General features: G+C 63.6%; 17 protein-coding genes and 1 pseudogene. 9 read left to right on the forward strand and 9 right to left on the reverse strand.

Going from position 1 to position 19,096, the window contains the following annotated elements; genetic code table 11:
- Both ACK5NW_RS06495 and ACK5NW_RS06500 read right to left on the reverse strand, forming a co-directional pair.
- Positions 1-776, reverse strand: a 776-nt coding sequence (locus ACK5NW_RS06495) for a tRNA modification GTPase (RefSeq protein WP_416926303.1), incomplete at its 3' end; no start/stop codon positions are given.
- A gap of 2 nt (positions 777-778) precedes the next feature.
- Positions 779-1,279 carry an NUDIX hydrolase gene (locus tag ACK5NW_RS06500; RefSeq protein ID WP_416926249.1) on the reverse strand — a complete coding sequence of 167 codons (501 nt, stop codon included), beginning with the start codon at positions 1,277-1,279 and terminating at the stop codon, positions 779-781.
- A gap of 199 nt (positions 1,280-1,478) precedes the next feature.
- Between ACK5NW_RS06500 and ACK5NW_RS06505 the strand changes: the two genes are divergently transcribed.
- From ACK5NW_RS06505 to ACK5NW_RS06530, 6 genes are all read left to right on the forward strand, one after another.
- Entirely contained in the window at positions 1,479-2,639 is a 1,161-nt protein-coding gene (locus tag ACK5NW_RS06505) for an NAD(P) transhydrogenase subunit alpha (protein ID WP_416926251.1), read from the forward strand.
- A 23-nt stretch (positions 2,640-2,662) separates the two neighbouring features.
- Complete coding sequence (locus ACK5NW_RS06510; RefSeq protein ID WP_416926253.1) at positions 2,663-3,523, forward strand: hypothetical protein; 861 nt, start codon at positions 2,663-2,665, stop codon at positions 3,521-3,523.
- 65 nt (positions 3,524-3,588) lie between these two features.
- Positions 3,589-3,918 (forward strand): NAD(P) transhydrogenase subunit alpha, encoded by a 330-nt coding sequence (locus ACK5NW_RS06515; RefSeq protein WP_416926255.1) that lies wholly within the window; start codon positions 3,589-3,591, stop codon positions 3,916-3,918.
- Positions 3,919-3,930: 12 nt separating this feature from the next.
- Positions 3,931-5,352 carry an NAD(P)(+) transhydrogenase (Re/Si-specific) subunit beta gene (locus ACK5NW_RS06520; RefSeq protein ID WP_416926257.1) on the forward strand — a complete coding sequence of 474 codons (1,422 nt, stop codon included), beginning with the start codon at positions 3,931-3,933 and terminating at the stop codon, positions 5,350-5,352.
- A 198-nt stretch (positions 5,353-5,550) separates the two neighbouring features.
- A complete protein-coding gene (locus ACK5NW_RS06525; RefSeq protein WP_416926259.1) occupies positions 5,551-7,224 on the forward strand; it encodes a long-chain-fatty-acid--CoA ligase in 1,674 nt (557 codons plus the stop codon).
- 23 nt (positions 7,225-7,247) lie between these two features.
- Positions 7,248-8,009 (forward strand): 5'-methylthioadenosine/adenosylhomocysteine nucleosidase, encoded by a 762-nt coding sequence (locus ACK5NW_RS06530; protein WP_416926261.1) that lies wholly within the window; start codon positions 7,248-7,250, stop codon positions 8,007-8,009.
- A gap of 41 nt (positions 8,010-8,050) precedes the next feature.
- Here the strand turns inward: ACK5NW_RS06530 and ACK5NW_RS06535 are convergent, their stop codons facing one another.
- Positions 8,051-9,592, reverse strand: coding sequence for a catalase (locus tag ACK5NW_RS06535; protein WP_416926263.1), 1,542 nt, complete (start codon positions 9,590-9,592; stop codon positions 8,051-8,053).
- Between the two features lie 216 nt (positions 9,593-9,808).
- Positions 9,809-11,017, reverse strand: a complete 1,209-nt coding sequence (locus ACK5NW_RS06540) for an ABC transporter substrate-binding protein (protein ID WP_416926265.1) — start codon at positions 11,015-11,017, stop codon at positions 9,809-9,811.
- Positions 11,018-11,379: 362 nt separating this feature from the next.
- Between ACK5NW_RS06540 and ACK5NW_RS06545 the strand changes: the two are divergent.
- Positions 11,380-11,532: pseudogene (locus tag ACK5NW_RS06545) on the forward strand (IS5/IS1182 family transposase); the annotation flags it as partial.
- Between the two features lie 296 nt (positions 11,533-11,828).
- Here the strand turns inward: ACK5NW_RS06545 and ACK5NW_RS06550 are convergent.
- A complete protein-coding gene (locus tag ACK5NW_RS06550; RefSeq protein WP_416926267.1) occupies positions 11,829-12,599 on the reverse strand; it encodes a zf-TFIIB domain-containing protein in 771 nt (256 codons plus the stop codon).
- 77 nt (positions 12,600-12,676) lie between these two features.
- On the opposite strand from ACK5NW_RS06550, the gene ACK5NW_RS06555 reads away from it, so the two are divergent.
- Complete coding sequence (locus ACK5NW_RS06555) at positions 12,677-13,399, forward strand: 16S rRNA (uracil(1498)-N(3))-methyltransferase (protein WP_416926269.1); 723 nt, start codon at positions 12,677-12,679, stop codon at positions 13,397-13,399.
- A 72-nt stretch (positions 13,400-13,471) separates the two neighbouring features.
- Positions 13,472-14,659 (forward strand): MFS transporter, encoded by a 1,188-nt coding sequence (locus ACK5NW_RS06560; RefSeq protein WP_416926271.1) that lies wholly within the window; start codon positions 13,472-13,474, stop codon positions 14,657-14,659.
- Positions 14,660-14,662: 3 nt separating this feature from the next.
- On the opposite strand, the gene ACK5NW_RS06565 is transcribed toward ACK5NW_RS06560, so the two are convergent.
- From ACK5NW_RS06565 to otnI, 4 genes are all read right to left on the reverse strand, one after another.
- Positions 14,663-15,616, reverse strand: coding sequence for a lysophospholipase (locus tag ACK5NW_RS06565; RefSeq protein WP_416926273.1), 954 nt, complete (start codon positions 15,614-15,616; stop codon positions 14,663-14,665).
- Positions 15,613-17,064 carry a M20/M25/M40 family metallo-hydrolase gene (locus ACK5NW_RS06570; protein ID WP_416926275.1) on the reverse strand — a complete coding sequence of 484 codons (1,452 nt, stop codon included), beginning with the start codon at positions 17,062-17,064 and terminating at the stop codon, positions 15,613-15,615. Before ACK5NW_RS06570 ends, ACK5NW_RS06565 begins: the two co-directional genes overlap by 4 nt.
- Before the next feature lie 517 nt (positions 17,065-17,581).
- Positions 17,582-18,214 carry a hypothetical protein gene (locus ACK5NW_RS06575; protein WP_416926277.1) on the reverse strand — a complete coding sequence of 211 codons (633 nt, stop codon included), beginning with the start codon at positions 18,212-18,214 and terminating at the stop codon, positions 17,582-17,584.
- The gene (gene otnI, locus ACK5NW_RS06580; RefSeq protein WP_416926279.1) at positions 18,211-19,086 is read right to left on the reverse strand and encodes a 2-oxo-tetronate isomerase; all 876 of its coding nucleotides are present in this window, start codon (positions 19,084-19,086) and stop codon (positions 18,211-18,213) included. The genes ACK5NW_RS06575 and otnI overlap by 4 nt, the downstream gene beginning before the upstream one ends.
- Positions 19,087-19,096: the final 10 nt, after the last annotated feature.

A 19,096-nucleotide genomic window follows, 5' to 3' on the forward strand; every position in this document is an offset into this window, starting at 1 on the left:
TTGCCCGCATTGGGCTGCCCTGCAATGACCACCTTGATGCCTTCGCGCAGCAGTGCGCCCTGTTTGGCGCGCGCTTGCACGGATTGCAGTTGTTGCTGTAAATTCAATAGCTGTTCATGCACGTTGTGTGTGCGTAAAACGTCGATTTCTTCCTCAGGGAAATCCAGCGTAGCCTCGATCAGCATGCGCAACTGGATCAGGCCATTGACCAGCGCATGGATGGCTTGCGAAAAAGCCCCGGCTAATGACCGACTGGCTGAACGGGCGGCCGCTTCGGTGCTGGCGTCGATCAAGTCCATCACGGCTTCGGCCTGGGCCAGATCGAGCTTGTCGTTCAAAAAGGCGCGCTCGGTGAATTCGCCGGGGCGGGCCAGGCGCAGGTGCGGCAAGCGGGGCTGGCCGGTGGCGGGGTTGGCTTCAGCGGCGGCTTGCAGGCAGCGCCCCAGCAGCAGTTGCAGCACCACCGGGCCGCCGTGGGCTTGCAGCTCCAGCACGTCTTCACCGGTGTACGAATGGGGGGCGGGAAAGTGCAGCGCCAGACCGTGGTCGATGGGCTGACCATCAGCATCCAAAAACGGACCGTAGGTGGCCACGCGCGGGGCCAGGTGACGGGCGCACAGCGCATGTGCCAGTGCGGCCATGCTGGGGCCAGACACGCGCACGATACCGACCGCACCGCGCCCCGGTGCGGTGGCGATGGCGACGATGGGGTCGGGCGCGGGTGCGAGATCGGGCGTGTGGTCGGGCACCGCGCCCGGCGTGCGGTGGTGCGGCATGCTCAATAAAACCCGCTTGCAGTGGGATGGACGCCGACGGTGGGGTCGGTGTAAATGGCGTCCAGCCCAAAGCGTTGACCGCGCAGGTGGTCTTGCACGCAGCGCCACACCAGCGGGCTGCGGTGGCGAGGGCGGCTGGCCTCGATGTCGGCAGGCGTCAGCCACAGGGTGCGCACAATGCCTTTGTCCAGTGGGCGCGCTGTGTCGGGCGTGCTGGCGCTGCCGCAAAAAGCAAAGCGCAACCGGGTGGTGGGCGTGCCCTGTGCGTCGGCTGATGCGGCCATGTACACGCCCAACAGTGCGGTGGGGTTGAAGACGCAAGCGGTTTCTTCCAGCGCCTCGCGCACCGCGCCTTGCTGGGGTGATTCGCCTGGCTCCAGATGGCCTGCGGGGGTGTTCAGGCGCAGACCGCCTGTGGTGTGCTCTTCGACCAGCAGGTAACGCCCATTGCGTTCAATGATGGCGGCCACGGTGACGCTGGGTTTCCATCGCGTGATGCTCATGTGGGCGATTATCGGTGGGCGTTGCGCGGACGTCGCGCAGGTGTCGGCGGCCACAGGCGCACGGCAGTTACACATGACTGTAAATACAGCACAATGCGTGAAAAGCTTTGATAAGCTCAAGACCCATTCCCCCATACCCGTCTCAGGCTTGTGCGCTGCACAACCAAAGACCGCCACTTTTTGTACGAGGAGATGAACCATGCTGATTGGCGTGCCAGCCGAAACCGCGGCGGGTGAAGCCCGCGTTGCCGTCACCCCGGAAACCGCCAAAAAACTGGTCGGACAAGGCCACACGGTGCGCGTGCAGGCTGACGCTGGCCTGCGCGCCAGCGCCGCCGACGAGGCTTATCGCGCCGCCGGGGCTGAAATCACCGACGCCGCAGGCTCTTTGGGTGCCGAGATGGTGCTGAAAGTGCGCCCGCCTGCGCCACAAGAGCTGGCGCAAATAAAGCCTGGTGCCGTGCTGGTGGGCATGCTGGAGCCGTTCAACGCCGAAGGGCTGGAGCGCCTGGCCGCCGCACAAGTCACCGCCTTTGCGCTGGAAGCCGCGCCGCGCACCACGCGCGCGCAAAGCATGGACGTGCTGTCCAGTCAGGCCAATCTCGCGGGCTACAAGGCGGTCATCATGGCGGCAGACCGGTACCAGAAATTCTTTCCCATGCTGATGACCGCAGCGGGCACCGTGAAAGCCGCGCGCGTGGTTATTTTGGGCGTGGGCGTGGCGGGCTTGCAGGCCATTGCCACGGCCAAGCGCCTGGGCGCGGTGATCGAGGCCAGCGACGTGCGCCCCAGCGTGAAAGAACAGGTGGAGTCGCTGGGCGGCAAGTTCATCGACGTGCCTTACGAAACGGCGGAGGAAAAAGAAGCCGCCGAAGGCGTGGGCGGCTATGCCCGCCCCATGCCGCAAAGCTGGCTTGACCGGCAAAAGGCCGAAGTCGCCAAGCGCGTAGCCCAGGCCGACGTGGTGATTTCCACCGCGCTGATTCCGGGCCGCGCCGCACCGGTGCTGATGACGGAAGAGATGGTGCAAAGCATGAAACCCGGCTCGGTCATCATCGACATGGCCGCAGGCAAGGGCGCGCCCAACGCTGACGGCAGCGTGGGCGGCAACTGCCCGCTCACCGAGGCCGACCGCACCGTGGTCAAGCATGGCGTGACCATCGTGGGCGACACCAACCTGGCTTCGCAAGTGGCCGCCGACGCCAGCAGCCTGTATGCGCGCAACGTGCTGGATTTTCTGAAGCTGGTGCTGCCACCGGCCGCCAAGGGCGAGCCGCCGTCTGCATTCAAAATAGATCTTGAAGACGATATCGTCGCCGCTTGCCTGATGGCGCAAGGCGGTGCCGTGACCCGTCAATAACCATTGTGCAAATGACCCGCTCCTTGACTTTCATTGTTCATCCGCCGCGCGGCTGGCGTGCGCATGCTACGGCGGTCTGTATGGGCGCAGCCCTGCTGCTGGGTGCTTGCGCCAGCCCGTCCAGCACACCGTCCGCCAGCGCAGTGGCTGGCACCAGCGGCCTGGCCATGCAAGCGCCGACGATTTCGGTGCCGCCCACCAGCGTGGGCACTTGGCAGGAATTGGGTTACTTTCAGGCCCCCTGGCTGGCGGGTGACGCACCTGTGCCGGTCAATGGCGCGACCGCGCTCACTCGCGTGGCGGGCTTGCGCCGCGACGACGGGCACTGGTTGGCCATTGTGGTGGTGCAACAAGCGCCGGGCGCGGTGGCCGAGTGTCCGGCAGTCAATGAGCTGCACATCGCTGAATTGGGCCGCCCCGGCAACGGCTGTCTGCGCGCCCGGGTGGATGCCGACTTTGATGGCTGGCTGAAGCAGCAGCACTCGGTGCTTTACCAGTGGCTGGATGGTCGCGGCTGGACTTCGCGCCCGCGCGCCTGGATCAGCACTCGTGTGCCCGATGCCGCAGGCGGTGCGTTGGAGTCGCACGTATTGGTCGACACCCGCCTGATGGAGCCAACCACGCGCAACAACATTGATTTTTTGACCGGGGGGCAGCCCGCCATCGCCTGGGTGATGCGGTTTGCGGCCGCCACGCGGGCGGCTGATGGCGGGGTATTGCAAGTGCCGCCTTTCCCGTTTGCGCCCAGCCTGGTTGCTGCACCCGCCGTGCCAGAAGCGGCCCCACCTGCGGCCTCTGCGCCTGCCAAGGCCGAGCAAGTGTCACCATCGCCGGTCGTCACGCCGCGTCCACCGGCTCCTGCTGCGCGCAGCGACCGTCAATAAACCCCGCTACACGCGCGCACCCCACATACTTATTCACTTCATTTTCAGGCGACCGGAGACAAACCATGGAAACCATTTCGCCCATCGTGTTCAACCTGATCATTTTTGTCCTGGCCATCTACGTCGGCTACCACGTGGTCTGGAACGTCACGCCCGCGCTGCACACGCCGCTGATGGCAGTGACCAACGCCATCAGCGCCATCGTCATCGTAGGGGCCATGCTGGCCGCCGGGCTGACCGAAGGCGGCTTTGCCAAGCTGATGGGCGTGGCGGCGGTGGCGCTGGCGGCGGTGAACATCTTCGGCGGTTTTCTGGTTACCCGTCGCATGCTGGAGATGTTCAAGAAAAAAGAACGCCCAGCGCAGGCTGGCAAAGCGCAATCAGCTACCCAATAAGGAGCAAACAGCATGAGCATGAACCTTGTCACGCTGCTGTACCTGGTGGCCAGCATTTGCTTCATTCAGGCGCTCAAAGGCTTGTCGCACCCCACCACATCAATCCGGGGTAACCTGTTTGGCATGGTGGGCATGGCGATTGCCGTGTTCACCACGGCAGCGCTGATCGTCAAGCTCTCTGGCTCCGGGCTGGGCCTGGGCTGGGTGCTGCTGGGCCTGGTGGCAGGCGGCGGCTACGGCGCGTGGCGCGCCAAGACCGTCGAGATGACCAAGATGCCCGAGCTGGTGGCCTTTTTCCACAGCATGATCGGTCTGGCCGCGGTGCTGATGGCCAGCGCGGCGGCGGTCGAGCCTTGGGCCTTTGGCATCACCGAGCACGGCGGGCAGATTCCGGGTGGCAACCGGGTCGAGCTGGCGCTGGGCGCTTTCATTGGCGCGGTGACGTTCAGCGGCTCGGTCATCGCCTGGGGCAAGCTGTCGGGCACATCAAAGTTTCGCCTGTTTCAGGGCGCGCCGGTGGTGTTTGCAGGCCAGCACTGGCTGAACCTGGCGCTGGGGCTGGCGGCGGCCTTCTTCATTTTTGGCTTCTGGCATTCGCAAAGCACGTTCGATTTTGTGCTGGTCTGTCTGCTGGGCTTCATCATCGGCGTGACGCTGATCATCCCCATTGGCGGCGCCGACATGCCGGTGGTGGTGTCCATGCTCAACAGCTACTCGGGCTGGGCGGCGGCCGGTATCGGCTTCAGCCTGAACAACAGCATGCTGATCATTGCCGGTTCGCTGGTGGGCAGCTCGGGGGCGATTTTGAGCTACATCATGTGCAAGGCCATGAACCGCTCGTTCTTCAACGTCATCCTGGGCGGCTTTGGCGGCGAGGCGTTGGCCGCGACCGGGGGTGCCCAAGAGCAGCGCCCGGTCAAAAGCGGCAGCGCCGACGACGCCGCCTTCATGCTCGGCAACGCTGACAGCGTGGTCATCGTGCCCGGCTACGGCTTGGCCGTGGCGCGCGCCCAGCACGCCGTGAAAGAGCTGGCCGAAAAGCTCACCGACAAGGGCATCGACGTCAAATACGCCATCCACCCGGTGGCCGGTCGCATGCCGGGCCACATGAACGTGCTGCTGGCCGAGGCCGAGGTGCCTTACGACCAGGTGTTCGAGATGGAAGACGTGAACGGCGAATTCGGCCAGGCCGATGTGGCCATCATCCTGGGGGCCAACGACGTGGTGAACCCCGCCGCACTGCAAAAAGGCAGCGCCATCTACGGCATGCCCATTCTGGAAGCTTACAAGGCCAAGACCGTGATCGTGAACAAACGCTCCATGGCCGCAGGCTATGCGGGGCTGGACAACGAGCTGTTCTACATGGACAAGACCATGATGGTGTTTGGCGATGCCAAAAAGGTGGTGGAAGACATTGGCAAGGCCATTGAGTGAGCCACAGGCGTGCAGCACGCCAAAAAGTATCTCTTCAAGATACCTTTTGTGGCTTGAGGCCATGCCGCAGGAAAACGCCAGTACCGGCGGCACCAAGGCGCACCCACAATGGCCTGGATGGCTGGTTGCAGGGCGCGCCAGCCGCATCAATCCGAGAGTGCCGCACCGTAGGTACCTTTGTAATGGAGAAGTGACGACATGACCGAGCGCATCTGGCTGCCCCACTACCCGGCAAGTGTGCCGACCGATATTGATCCGTCCGCTTACTCTTCGCTGGTGGCATTGATCGAACAGAGCTTTCGCCAATACTCGGGCCGTACGGCCTACAGCTTTCTGGGCAAGGATTTCAGCTACGCCGATACCGATGCGCAAAGCCGCGCGCTGGGCGCTTACCTGCAAAGTCTGGGCCTGCAACGCGGTGACCGCGTGGCCATCATGATGCCCAATGTGCCGCAGTACCCTGCGGCGGTGGCTGCGATCTTGCGCGCCGGGTTGGTGGTGGTGAATGTCAACCCGCTGTACACCGCGCGCGAGCTGGAGCACCAGCTTAAAGACTCAGGTGCCAAGGCCATCATCATCATCGAGAACTTTGCCGCCACGCTGCAAAAGTGCATCGCCAGCACGCCGGTCAAGCATGTGGTGTTGGCGTCCATGGGCGATCGACTCGGCTTTTTGAAAGGGCTGATCGTCAACTACGTGGTGCGCAAGGTCAAAAAGCTGGTGCCCGCATTCAACCTGCCAGGCGCAGTGCGTTACAACGATGCCATCGCCAAGGGGCAAAGTGCGCAACTCGTCACCCCCGATATCGGCCCGGATGATGTGGCCGTGCTGCAATACACTGGCGGCACCACGGGTGTCTCCAAAGGCGCGGTGCTGCTGCACCGCAACCTGGTGGCCAACGTGCTGCAATCCGAGGCGTGGAACGATCCCGTGATGAAAAGCGTGCCCGTCAGCGAGCAGCCCACCAGCGTGTGCGTTCTGCCGCTGTACCACATCTTCGCTTTCACGGTGAACATGATGCTGGGCCTGCGCACGGGCGGCAAAGTCATCTTGATTCCCAACCCGCGCGATTTGCCTGCGGTGCTCAAAGAGCTGTCCAAGCACACCTTTCACAGCTTTCCTGCCGTCAACACCTTGTTCAATGGTTTGGCCAACCACCCGGATTTCGGCACCGTCAACTGGCGCAACCTGAAGGTGTCGGTAGGCGGCGGCACCGCCGTGCAGGCCGCAGTGGCCAAGCTGTGGCTGGAAAAAACCGGCTGCCCCATCTGCGAAGGTTATGGCCTGTCGGAAACCAGCCCGTCGGCCACCTGCAATCCCACCGATTCCAAGGCGTTCACCGGCACCATCGGGTTGCCATTGCCCAGCACCTTCATCAAAATTCTGGACGACGATGGCAACGAGGTGCCATTGGGCCAGGCCGGTGAAATTGCCATCAAAGGCCCGCAAGTCATGGCCGGTTACTGGCAACGCCCGGACGAAACCGCCAAGGTCATGACGCTGGACGGTTACTTCAAATCGGGCGACGTGGGCGTGATGGACGAGCGCGGCTTTACCCGCATTGTCGATCGCAAGAAAGACATGGTCTTGGTCAGCGGCTTCAACGTGTATCCCAACGAAGTGGAAGACGTGGTGGCCACCATGCCGGGCGTGCTGGAGGTGGCGGTGGTCGGTGTTCCGGACGACAAGACAGGTGAGGCGGTCAAACTGGTGGTGGTCAAAAAAGACCCCGCCCTGACCGAAGACGCCGTGCGTGCATTTTGCCATGACAACCTGACCGGCTACAAGCGCCCCAGGGTGATCGAATTTCGCACCGAGTTGCCCAAAACTCCGGTGGGCAAGGTGTTGCGCCGCGAACTGCGCGACAAGTAAGCAATCACTAATTTGCGTCATTGATGAGCCGCCCCATCGGCTTGGTCAGCGCTCTGCGGCAAGAACTGGCCGCCGTGCTGGCGGCCATGCCCGACGAGCACATTCAACGTGTGGCGGGGCGCGACTTCTGGGTTGGCCACTGGCATGGCCATGACGTGGTGGCCGTGCTGTCGCGCGTGGGCAAGGTGGCGGCGGCAACCACCACCACCGCCTTGCTGGAGCGCTTTGGCGTTGGCCGCGTGGTGTTCACCGGCGTGGCGGGCGGCATTGGCCAGGGCGTGCGTGTGGGCGACGTGGTGCTGGCGCGTCACCTGGTGCAGCACGACATGAACGCCTCGCCGCTGTTTCCGCGCCATGAAGTGCCACTGTATGGGCGTTCGCACTTCGCAGCCGATGCGGCGCTGTCGGCTGAACTGGCCGCTGCCGCGCAGGCTGTGCTGGCGCAGCCGCACCACACGTTGGGTGCTGACGCCGTGACTGAATTTGCCTTGTCAGCGCCGCAACTGCATCAAGGGCTGGTCGACAGTGGTGACCGCTTCGTGTCCAGCCAGACCGAAAGCGATGCCCTGCGCCAGGCATTGCCCGACACGCTGGCGGTGGAGATGGAAGGGGCCGCCGTGGCGCAGGTGTGCCACGACTACGGCGTGCCTTTTGCCGCGCTGCGCACCATCTCTGACCGCGCAGACGATACGGCGCACGTGGATTTCACCCGCTTTATCGAGCGCGTGGCCAGTGTCTACAGCGTGGCCATGCTGTCGCAGTGGCTGACGGTGCGGTCACCCTGAAGGGCTGTGGGGCGGGCAGATCGCCTGTTCGGCGTAGACCATCAAACCGGCAACGCCACCAGCGGGTGGCCGAACATCGGGTCGTCCTTTTGCGAGGCCAGGGCCTTTTTCAGGTCGATCCCCAGCGCCTTGGCCACGCCGGCACCGTAGGCCGGATCGGCCGCGTGGCAGTTGCGGATGTGGCGCAGCTTGACGAATTCAGGTGCATCGCCCATGCCGCGGCCGGTGTTGTCGAACAGCGCCTGCTTTTGCGCGTCGGTCATCAGCTGGAACAGTTTGCGCGGCTGCTCGAAGTAGTTGCTGTCGTCCTGGTTGGCCGACCAGAAGGCGGCACTGCCGTTGATCTTGAGCGGCGGCTCGGCGAAGTCGGGCTGCGCCTGCCACTGGCCGAAGCTGTTGGGCTCGTAGTGCGGCAGGCTACCGTAGTTGCCGTCCATGCGGCCCTGGCCGTCGCGGTGGTTGCTGTGCACCGGGCAGCGCGCCTGGTTGACGGGGATCTGGTGGTGGTTGACGCCCAGGCGGTAGCGCTGCGCGTCGGCGTAGTTGGTCAGGCGCGCCTGCAGCATGCGGTCGGGGCTGACGCCGATGCCGGGCACCAGGTTGCTGGGGGCGAAGGCGCTTTGCTCGACGTCGGCAAAGAAGTTCTCGGGATTCTTGTTCAGCTCGAACTCGCCGACCTGGATCAACGGATAGTCGCCATGCGGCCAGACCTTGGTCAAGTCGAACGGGTGGTAAGGCACCTTGCCCGCGTCCTGCTCGGGCATGACCTGCACGTACATCGTCCACTTGGGGAAGTCGCCACGCGCGATGGCGTCGTACAAATCGCGCTGATGGCTTTCGCGGTCCTGGCCGATCAAGGTGGCGGCTTCGGCGTCGGTCAGGTTTTGGATGCCCTGCTGGGTCTTGAAGTGCAGCTTGACCCAGAAGCGCTCGCCATCAGCGTTCCAGAAGCTGTAGGTGTGCGAGCCAAAGCCGTGCATGTGGCGGTAGCTGGCGGGAATCCCGCGCTCGCTCATCACCACGGTGATCTGGTGCAGCGCCTCGGGCAGCAGCGTCCAGTAGTCCCAGTTGTGGCTGGCGCTGCGCAGGTTGGTGCGCGGGTCGCGCTTGACGGCCTTGTTCAGGTCGGGGAACTGGCGCGGGTCGCGGATGAAGAACACCGGCGTGTTGTTGCCCACCATGTCCCAGTTGCCCTCTTCGGTGTAGAACTTCAGGGCAAAGCCGCGAATGTCGCGCTCGGCGTCGGCCGCGCCGCGCTCGCCCGCCACGGTGGTGAAGCGGGCGAACATCTCGGTTTGCTTGCCGACCTGGCTGAAGAGCTTGGCGCGGGTGTAGCGGGTGATGTCGTGCGTGACGGTGAAGGTGCCGAATGCGCCCGAGCCTTTGGCGTGCATGCGCCGCTCAGGAATCACCTCGCGCACAAAGTTGGCCAACTTCTCGTTCAGCCACACATCCTGCGCCAACAACGGCCCGCGCGGCCCGGCGGTGAGGCTGTCGCGGTTGTTGGCCACTGGCGCGCCAAAGGCAGTGGTGAGGTGGGTGACGGGGCATGTTGGAGGTGTTTTTTGGGTCTGATCAGTCATCGTGGTTCTCCTGGTTCGCTCGTCTGGCATGACGAAGCATCGTGGGAGTTCTGATCCTGCGACAGATCATGCGATTTGTGAAATTCAATGACTCTAATTGCGGAATAGTTGCAATCAATCGTCGCGCGACTCATGATGTCCGAAAAGAGCGGCCTTTCTGGCCATGGTTGCGCAACTAAACGCTGTTGGATACTGAAAATCAGACCTTCACCTGGTTCAGGGCGCTGCGCGCGATTGTTGGATCTCGGCGTCCGTGGGCTGAAAGTCGGCTCCGTCTTTGTAGGCAAAGTCCACCATCACGCCTTTGCCGTCTTTCAGGCTGGTTTTGCCCACGAACGCGCCCATGGTGGATTGGTGGTCTTGCGGCCGGTAGGTGATGCGGCCCCAGGGGGTGTCGACCTGCAAGCCTTTGAAGGCAGCCACCAGCTTGTCGGTGTCGCTGCTGCCTGCCTTGCGCAAGCCCGCGATGGCCGAGACGATCATGTTGTAGCCCACCACCGAGCCGGCGCGCGGATAGTCTTTGAAGCGCGCCTGGTACGCATCCAAAAACGCCTGGTGTTCGGGCGTTTTGATGCCGTACCAGGGGTAGCCGGTGACGATCCAGCCCTCGGGCGTTTCGCTGCGCAGCGGGTCCAGGTATTCCGGCTCGCCGGTCAGCAGGCTGACCACGGTGCGGCCTTTGAACAGTCCCCGCGTGTTGCCTTCACGCACGAACTTGGACAGATCGGCGCTGAACAGCGCGTTAAAGATGGCATCGGGCTTGGCGTCGGCCAGTGCCTGCACCACGCTGCCCGCGTCCACGCGGCCCAGCGGCGGGGCTTGCTCGGCCACAAATTCCACGTCCGGCTGGGCGGCTTTGAGCAGGCGCTTGAACGCCGCCACGGCCGATTGGCCGTACTCGTAATTGGGGTAGACGACGGCCCAGCGCTTTTTGTTCAGCTTGGCCGCCTCGGCCACCAGCATGGCCGACTGCATGTAGGTGCCGGGGCGCAGGCGGAAGGTGGTGGCGTTGCCGCCTTGCCAGGTCAGTTTGTCTGTCAGCGGCTCACCGGCCAGAAAGAACACTTTCTTTTGCTTGGCAAAGTCGGCCACGGCCATGCCGGTGTGCGACAAAAAAGTGCCGGCCAGCACGTCCACCCGCTCGCGGGTGACCAGTTCTTCGGCCATGCGCACCGCGTCGCCCGGGTTGGCGTTGTCGTCGCGCGTGATCAGCACCACCTGCTTGCCGTTCACGCCGCCTGCCGCGTTCGCCTGGGCCACGGCCAGTTCCATGCCTTTTTTGTACGGCCCTAAAAACGCGGGCTGCGCCTTGTAGCTGTTCAGCTCGCCAATCTTGATGGTGCCCTGCGCGTGGGCAGCGCCTGCGGCCCACCACGGTGCGGCCAGAGCAGCGATAGTCAGACAAAACGAACGGCGTGCAGGCATGGCGTACCTCTTGGTATCTGATTGAACAATTCAAGCACATCTAGTGAGGCCTAGACATTATTGATCCGGCAAGGAAATGTTTTGACCGTTCGGGCTGAGCCTGTCGAAGGGCTTCGACAGACTCAGCCCGAACGGGACTTGACTCATCACCGTGCCGGATCAACAGGAGGCGTGTCAAGCCTCAGTAACGTAAGGCAAATAGCCATCATATAAAAGTAGTATATTTCTTCCAATATAATATGTATTGGTTCTCATTATCAGACGCTATGACATTCTGTAATTTTGCGGAACCTGCACAAAGGGGAACCTCTAAAACCCCCAGTCTCCAACCGAGACCCCCTTGAAATACTGATCCCTGCATCATGCGCCAACGGCGCAGCGCCCAGAAGTTTGACCTATTCACTGACGACGCGCACAAGCGCAAGATCGATGTGCTGGGCGATCCTCTGGAACTCATCGCCCGTCACATCGACTTTGACCACTTGGGCGGCCTGATCGATGGCCTGTCCCCCCGCCTAGAGACGGGGTCAAGTCTCAATACTGTTCGGTTAGAGCCAATTCTTACGAAGCGACCATCCTGCAAGTCATTGATTTAAACGGTTTTGTGGCTATAAACTGAACAGTATTGGGTCAAGTCTTGCCTTTTGCTATTCAAAATAGCTTCTAGCCCGGTAGGGTGGCTATATGAACTCCTGATTTCATAGCTGTTCCCGATTTTTATACCGACGTCAGAGGTCGATTTGGCACTTATGTCTCTCGGCAACAAGCTCTCTTCAATTTAAGGCTTGGCTTGCGCTCAGCAAACATGGCGCTACCGGCTTAAAAAATTCCACACCATCTCCAGCCCTGCTGACCACAAGTCGTCCACCGAAGTGGTCATGGGCGAGGCAGGCTTTTGCGACCAGCGCTCTTTTTGCTGCTCGCGTTGGGCGCGCGCACGGTCGCGTTCGAGGGCGATCAGGGCGTCGGCCAAATCGGGTGAGGATGGCGAAGCGGGCTGGGGGTCTTTGACGCGCAGGGCGCGCCGGTGGTAGCGGGCCAGCGCCTGTTCCACCGCCTGTGGATCCAGCAGCGAAAAGGCCGATTGACAGTACGGGCAGGCCGCGTGTTGCCGCAAATCGACCGCCGCGCCGCAGTTGCTGCAATGGATGACCTTCAGGCGTTCAGCCAGGTTGGTCACTTCCACCGGGCTGAGCTGGCGCACAAAGCCCTTTTCGATCATGAAGGACGAAAAGGTGGAAAAGCGCCCGTGTCGCTGCGGGCAGCGGTAGGTGAAATAGCGGCCCGTGCGCACCACGTCGGTGCTTTCTTGCAGCGTGCGGCGGCAGCGTGGGCAATTTTTGTCGTGCGCGAGCGCGGCCTGCGGGTCGTCACGGTGCTCGTGCAGCAGGCGAAACAGTTCCATCACGCCGCGCGGGCCAATGCGCAGGCTTTCGTTGTCGTCAAACCAGATGCCGTGGCAGGTGTGGCATAAGTCCAGCTCCAGCGTGCCCACGCCGCCATGCGCTTCGACGTGGTGGATGTCCATCGGCGTTTTGCACGATGGGCAGCGGGTGGGTTCGGGGGCCAGTCTTTGAATCATGGGTGCCATGCTACCCGCTTGAAGGGACTGCATGGCGACGTGCCTTGACCATGGCCACTGCGATTTAGACTGCGGTCATGCCCAGATTTCACGTTCCCTTGCCCTTGGCCGCTGGTGTGCGCCTAAGTCTGCCGCCCGGTACCGTGCGCCACGTGCAGGTGCTGCGTTTGCAGCCGGGTCAAGGCATCACGCTGTTCAACGGCGAGGGGGGGCAGTGGTCGGCCACCATCGCCCGCATGGGCCGCAGCGAGGTCGAGGTGCTGGTGCAAACGCCTGAGGCCGTGGAGCGAGAAGCCGCACGCGCCGTGCATCTGGCGGTGGGCCTGATGGCGGCCGACCGCATGGACTGGCTGCTTGAAAAAGCCACCGAATTGGGGGCCGCCAGCTTGCAACCGCTGCTGGCCGAGCGCAGCAGCCTGCGCCTGTTGGGCGAGCGGGCTACGCGCAAGCACGCCCACTGGCAGGCGGTGGCGGTAGCGGCTTGCGAACAATCTGGCCGTAACCGCTTGATAGACGTGCTTAAACAGCTATCTTTTCAGGAGTATATAGAGGCTCCCAAAGCCCCTGATGGATGGCGCAGCGTATTGTCTCTGGCTGCTGGTGCCGTGCCGTGGCGTGAAGCCATGGCGACTTTGCCAGCGGCCATGCCGGTCACGCTGCTGTCTGGCCCCGAAGGCGGTTTGAGCGCCCACGAAGAAGCCGCGGCCCGCACCGCAGGCTATGTGCCGGTCAGTTTGGGGCCGCGCGTGTTGCGGGCTGAAACGGCACCCTTGGCTGCGCTGGCTTTGCTGTCTGTGTGACACCGACCCCAAGCCCACACTTCGCCAAAATACGCGCCTTCCGCCTCCCGCCTTCTGTTTGCCGCACCGCCCATGAACCGTTCTCTCTGGCTTTTGGCCCTGGCGCAGGGCCTGTTTTTGGTCAACAACGTGACCTTTATCGCCATCAATGGTCTGGTGGGTTTGCAACTGGCCCCCTTCGGGTGGATGGCCACGCTGCCGGTGATGGGCTATGTGGTGGGCGGCGCGGTGGCTACGCCGCTGGTGGCGCGTTCGCAGGCGCGGCTGGGGCGCAAGGGATCGTTTCAGCTGGGCTTGCTGGTGGCGCTGGGATCGGCTTTGCTGGCGGCCTGGGCGGCGTGGGTGCAAAGCTTTGGCCTGCTGCTGCTGGCCACCGTGGTGGCAGGTTATTACAACGCCAACGGCCAGTTGTACCGCTTTGCTGCGGCAGACCTGAGCGCGCCTGCATGGCGCGAAAAAGCGGTGTCGCTGGTGCTGGCCGGTGGCCTGCTGGGCGCGGTGGTTGGCCCCCATCTGGCAGCGTGGACGCGCGCGCTGCTGCCCGTGCCTTTTGTGGGCGCTTATCTGGCGCTGGCGGCTGTGGCCGTGCTGGCGATGGTGGTGATGGCGGGGGTTGAGTTTCCCAAAGCGCCTGAGCCGCAGGCCGCAGGCGGCGCATTAGCCGGGCGCCCCATGCGCGCCATCATGCGTCAGCCGGTGTTTGCCGTGGCCGTGCTGGGCGCGGCACTGGGCTATGGCGTGATGAACTTGCTGATGGCGGCCACGCCGCTGGCCATGCAGGTGTGCGGGTTTGAATTTGGGGCCACGGCGCAGGTGTTGCAGTGGCACGTGATCGGCATGTTTGCGCCGGGCTTTGTAACCGGCCACTTGATCCGGCGCTTTGGCACGCTGGCCATCATGGGCGCGGGCGTGGTGCTGAATGTGTTGTGTGTGGCGGTCGCCTTGTCGGGGGTGGAGTTTGCACAGTTTCTGGTGGCACTGCTGTTGCTGGGGGTGGGCTGGAATTTTCTGTTCACCGCCAGTACCACATTGGCGCTGAGCACTTACCGGCCCGAAGAGAAAGACCGCGCGCAGGCGGCCATCAACACCTGCGTGTTTGCCACGCTGGCGCTCACATCGCTGGCCTCTGGCGCGCTGGTGACCACGCAGGGCTGGATGTGGCTGGTGCTGGGTTCGCTGCTGCCCTTGCTGCTGTTGGGCGCGGCACTGGTGTGGCTGCGCCAGCGAAACCAGTTGGTGCAGCCCACGCCTTCCAGCTGAATATCAGACCGCCGGGGTCAGCCCCATCGCCATGCGCGGGATGGCCGCATCAGGCTGCCACGAGCGGCGGCCTAGCGCGGCAGGCCCGGCGCGGCTGCCGTCCAGCGTGCGCGCCACAAAGCGCTGGCACAGCCAGGTGCGCAGAGCGTCGAACACGGGGGCGTTGTCCAGCTCGTGAAACAGATCGTGGTAGTGCATGGGAAACACCTGGGCATTCACCACGCGGCGCGGCGCGGCGCGGGCAAATGCGGCACTGCCACTGATGCCGACCAGGCTGTTTTGCCCCGCATACAGCAGCAGCGTGGGCACGCTCCATTGCCGGGCCTGGGCCATTACGGCAGGCCCCGCGCTGGTGATGAAGTGTGCCAGCCGCAGGCTGACGCGGTCGTGCACCAGCGGGTCGCACCGATAGTCTTCGACCGATTGCGGGTCGTGCGACAGATAAGAAGGCTCGCGCCCGTGTCCCATGCGCGCTTGCGGGGCGAAGCGGTACAACCCATTGACCAGCATGGCTTGCAGTGCGTTCAGTTTGACACTCAGCGCGGGCGACGCCAGCACCAGTGCATCCACCCGGCGCAGCTTGAGCGACACCAGGCGCGCTGCCAGCAAGCCACCCACTGAATGGCCCAGCAAAATGAGCGGCATACGGTCGTCCATGTGGGCACGCGTGTCGTCGATCACGGCCACCAGGTCGTCCAACAGCCGGTTGTCGTCCGGCAAGCCCCCCCGTATGCCGGGCGAAGCGCCGTGGCCATACTGGTCAAAGCCGCGCACGGCAAAGCCCCAGCCGTTCAACTGACGGGCCATATCGAAATAGCGCCCCATGTGCTCGCCCAGGCTGTGCACCAGCAGTACGGTGCCGCGCGTGGGCGCGCCAGCGGGAACCGGCCAGTCCAGCACGGCCAGCGCGCCGGCGTTGACATCGGTGGGCTGTGGGACGGCGGCTTTATGCCTCATGGCATGCGTCCGATCACTTCGGCCACGGCGGCGGTCAGGCGCTTGGCGTACGGCACGTGCAAAAACTCGTTGGGGCCATGCGCGTTGCTGCGCGGGCCGAGCACGCCGCACACCATCATTTGCGCGGACGGAAAACCCGCCGACAACTGGCTCATCAACGGGATGGTGCCGCCCTGGCCGATGTGGCCGCAAGGCGCGCCAAAGTGCGCTTGCGACGCTGCATCCAGCGCCTGCGCAAACCAGGGCGCGGACGATGGTGCATTCCAGCCCGTGGCCCCGCCGTGGCTTTCAAAGGTGACGCGGGCCTGGTACGGCGCGTTGTCTTCCAGCAGTTGTTTGAGCTGCTGCGCGGCCTGCGCACCATCGACCAGCGGCGGCAGGCGCAGGCTGAGTTTGAAGGTGGTGAAGGGCCGCAGCACATTGCCCGCATCTTTCAGCGACGGCAAACCCTCAGCTCCCGTGACGCTGAGGGTGGGCCGCCAGGTGCGGGCCAGCAAAGCCTCCACCGGATCGTCCGACATGGGCAGCACCGATTGCTCGCGCCCGCCGCAGTCATGGTGCACCCACGGAAAGCGCTTGAACAAGTCATCGCCCAGAATGTCCGCCGTGGCCTTGGCCTGCGCCAGCCGCTCAGGCGGAATGTCGCAATGAAAGCTGGCGGGCAGCAGATGACCGGTGGCGCTGTCTTCCAACCGGTCGAGCACCTGCCGCAGGATGCGAAAGCTGCTGGGCACCAGGCCAGAGGCGTCGCCCGAGTGCACGCCTTCAGTCAGCACCTCGACCTTCAGGTTGCCGCTGACCATGCCGCGCAAGCTGGTGGTGAGCCACAACTGGTCGTAGTTGCCCGCACCTGAATCCAGACACACCACCAGACCCACATCGCCCAGACGGGAGCGCAGCGCGTCGATGTAGGGCAACAAATCGGGCGAGCCGCTTTCTTCGCTGGTTTCGATCAGGCCAACGATACGCGGGTGCGGCACGCTCTGGCTTTTCAGCGCCTGCACCGCAGCGATGGCGGCGTACACCGCATAGCCGTCATCGGCACCACCGCGGCCATACAGCTTGCCGTCTTCGTACTTGGGCGTCCAGGGGCCGAGATCGGCGCGCCAGCCGTCAAATTCTGGCTGCTTGTCCAGGTGGCCGTACATCACCACGGTCTGGCCGCTGCCGCCAGAGCGGGTGGCCGCGATCTCGAAAAAAATCACCGGTGTACGTCCAGGCAGGCGCACCACTTCCAGTTGCAGGTCGGGCACTTTTTGCGCCTCGACCCACTGGGCGGCGTGCCGCACGGCGGCATCGATAAAACCGTGCTGCGCCCAGTCGGCATCAAAGCCGGGCGACTTGGCCGGGATACGGATGTAGTCGCTGAGTTGACGCACGATGTCGCCGTCCCACTGGGTGCTGATCTGCGCCAGCGCACGCGCGGGGTCCAATCCGGGGCCCTGCATAGGGCTTGGCGCGGAGCCAGTCCCCCAGTCTTTTTGAATGGGTGTGTTCATATGGGGTGTAAGCCTTTACTGCCCTCGTACATGAAGGTTTTATACGTGTTAACCACCCGTTGCGCCATTGGTATTTGCTTAAACCGCGATAGGCAAGATGGCGCAATAGCGGGTAGCCTGGAGGCAATATTTCTCAAGCTAAAATGACATTTAACGCTTACCAAATAAGCTGATTGAGCTATAAATAAAGTAGCGATAAAAATAGTGACTATCGCCACGCAACATATGTGGCCATGTGTGAATTGACACGCATGCACACGCGGCTTGAATGCGCGCAGGCGGCAATATAGCCATGCGCCGTGCGGCGCATCTCAAAGCCGGATACAAGCCCTCACTGGTGGCAAGGCAAATGGGCGCCGCCCGCGATCTGTCTTTTCAGAGGTGATAGGACTTCGCCATCAGGTGCGAAGCAGCAGACCGCCCGAGGCCGCGCCCACACGCCCGCGCCGAGACGTTGAACACGCCCTCAGGACGCGCCCAGCGACGGCAGCAGCTCGATGCGCAAGCCCTGCGCGGTCACTTGCAGTGCGCCGACGGCAAAACCCAGGCCGTTGAGTATTTGCAACTGGTCTTTCGGCACTTCGTACAGCGTCAGCCCTTCCAGCAGTTGCTCGGCCACGCGCGGCGCGTGGCGGGCAAATTCGCTGCGGTAGGCCGGGGGTACGCTGGCGAAGTCCACGCTGTTGACACGCACGCCCTGCAACTGGATGGCGCGCGTGGCGGTGTCAAAACGCAGGCCGTAGTCCAGATCCATCTGGCCGTCGTAGCGGGTGCCCAGCAGCAGCTCGGTCACGGTCAGACCGAGGTGCGTGCCCAGGCCGTTGCGTTCGGGCAGCAGGCGCACGCTGGGGTTGCGCAGGCTCAAATCCAGCAGGCCCGACAGGCGGCGGGTCAGCGGAAAGCGTCGCGCCAGCTCGGCGTTGAGTTGCTGCGCGCCCAAGGTGATGCTGCGTGCGCCGGGGGTTTGCGCCCACGCCGGTTGGGCGCAGCCACACAGTGCGGGCGCGGCAGCCACGCCGACCAGCCACCACCCGCCGCCGCGCAGCACGGTGCGGCGCGTGGCAGGCGGTGGTTTTAAAAATGCGTCGGACGGGTTCATGGGGTCAGTGTTTCGCGCGTTGCAAGGTGCCGCCTCAGCCAGCCCAGGCCGCGTGAAGTGCCACCCGGCTCGCTGCCGTGGCGGGGCCGGTATTCGCAGCCCACCCAGCCTGGCCAGCCGCATTGCGTGGCTACCTCATCGATCACGTCAAGCAAGTAGGTGTAATTCAGCTCGCCCACATCGGGTTCGTGCCGTTCGGGCACACCGGCGATCTGGATGTGGCCGACACGGCCAGTGGGCAGGTATTGGCGCAGCTTGGTCGCCACGTCGCCCTCGACGATCTGGCAGTGGTACAGATCCATTTGCACCTTCAGGGCCTCACTGCCCACAGCTTGCACGATGGCATGGGCCTGGCTCTGCTGCTTGAGGAAAAAACCCGGCATGTCACGCGTGTTGATCGGCTCGATCAGCACCTGTTTGCCTTGCGATGCCGCCTGTTGCACAGCCCAGTGCAGGTTGTGGACATAGGTGGTGTGGGCCTGTGTGCGCAGCACGTCCGCGTTCAGTCCATCCGCATCCAGCACACCCGCCATGCAGTGGATGCGGGGGCATTCCAATGCCTCGGCATAGCGCAGCGCCAGTTGCACCCCCGCTTTGAACGTGGCTTCGCGGCCAGGCACGCAGGCGGTGCCGCGCTGGCTTGCTGCCCAGGCGGCGTCGATGCTGGCCGCATCCGTGCCGCCCGGCGGCGCATTGAACAGCACTTGCTGCAAACCGTTGCCTTTCAGGCGCGCGGCCAGCTCTTTGACGGGCCAGGCGTAGGGGAACAGGTACTCCACTGCCGTGAAGCCATCCCGCGCGGCGGCCTCAAAGCGGTCGAGAAACGGCACATCCGCATACATCATGCTCAGATTGGCGGCGAACTGGGGCATGGTGGAGCGC

This window comes from Ottowia sp. (genome assembly GCF_047975795.1).
In the GTDB taxonomy this organism is placed as follows: domain Bacteria; phylum Pseudomonadota; class Gammaproteobacteria; order Burkholderiales; family Burkholderiaceae_C; genus Ottowia.

Bases quoted from the DNA above. Each gene is read 5' to 3' on its own strand.
- ACK5NW_RS06540 (WP_416926265.1), bottom strand. From the start codon at position 11,017: ATGCCTGCACGCCGTTCGTTTTGTCTGACTATCGCTGCTCTGGCCGCA.
- ACK5NW_RS06500 (WP_416926249.1), bottom strand. From the start codon at position 1,279: ATGAGCATCACGCGATGGAAACCCAGCGTCACCGTGGCCGCCATCATT.
- ACK5NW_RS06550 (WP_416926267.1), bottom strand. From the start codon at position 12,599: ATGATTCAAAGACTGGCCCCCGAACCCACCCGCTGCCCATCGTGCAAA.
- ACK5NW_RS06565 (WP_416926273.1), bottom strand. From the start codon at position 15,616: ATGAGGCATAAAGCCGCCGTCCCACAGCCCACCGATGTCAACGCCGGC.
- ACK5NW_RS06515 (WP_416926255.1), top strand. From the start codon at position 3,589: ATGGAAACCATTTCGCCCATCGTGTTCAACCTGATCATTTTTGTCCTG.
- ACK5NW_RS06505 (WP_416926251.1), top strand. From the start codon at position 1,479: ATGCTGATTGGCGTGCCAGCCGAAACCGCGGCGGGTGAAGCCCGCGTT.
- ACK5NW_RS06535 (WP_416926263.1), bottom strand. From the start codon at position 9,592: ATGACTGATCAGACCCAAAAAACACCTCCAACATGCCCCGTCACCCAC.
- ACK5NW_RS06560 (WP_416926271.1), top strand. From the start codon at position 13,472: ATGAACCGTTCTCTCTGGCTTTTGGCCCTGGCGCAGGGCCTGTTTTTG.
- ACK5NW_RS06570 (WP_416926275.1), bottom strand. From the start codon at position 17,064: ATGCAGGGCCCCGGATTGGACCCCGCGCGTGCGCTGGCGCAGATCAGC.
- ACK5NW_RS06530 (WP_416926261.1), top strand. From the start codon at position 7,248: ATGAGCCGCCCCATCGGCTTGGTCAGCGCTCTGCGGCAAGAACTGGCC.
- ACK5NW_RS06555 (WP_416926269.1), top strand. From the start codon at position 12,677: ATGCCCAGATTTCACGTTCCCTTGCCCTTGGCCGCTGGTGTGCGCCTA.
- otnI (WP_416926279.1), bottom strand. From the start codon at position 19,086: ATGCCCCAGTTCGCCGCCAATCTGAGCATGATGTATGCGGATGTGCCG.
- ACK5NW_RS06520 (WP_416926257.1), top strand. From the start codon at position 3,931: ATGAGCATGAACCTTGTCACGCTGCTGTACCTGGTGGCCAGCATTTGC.
- ACK5NW_RS06525 (WP_416926259.1), top strand. From the start codon at position 5,551: ATGACCGAGCGCATCTGGCTGCCCCACTACCCGGCAAGTGTGCCGACC.
- ACK5NW_RS06575 (WP_416926277.1), bottom strand. From the start codon at position 18,214: ATGAACCCGTCCGACGCATTTTTAAAACCACCGCCTGCCACGCGCCGC.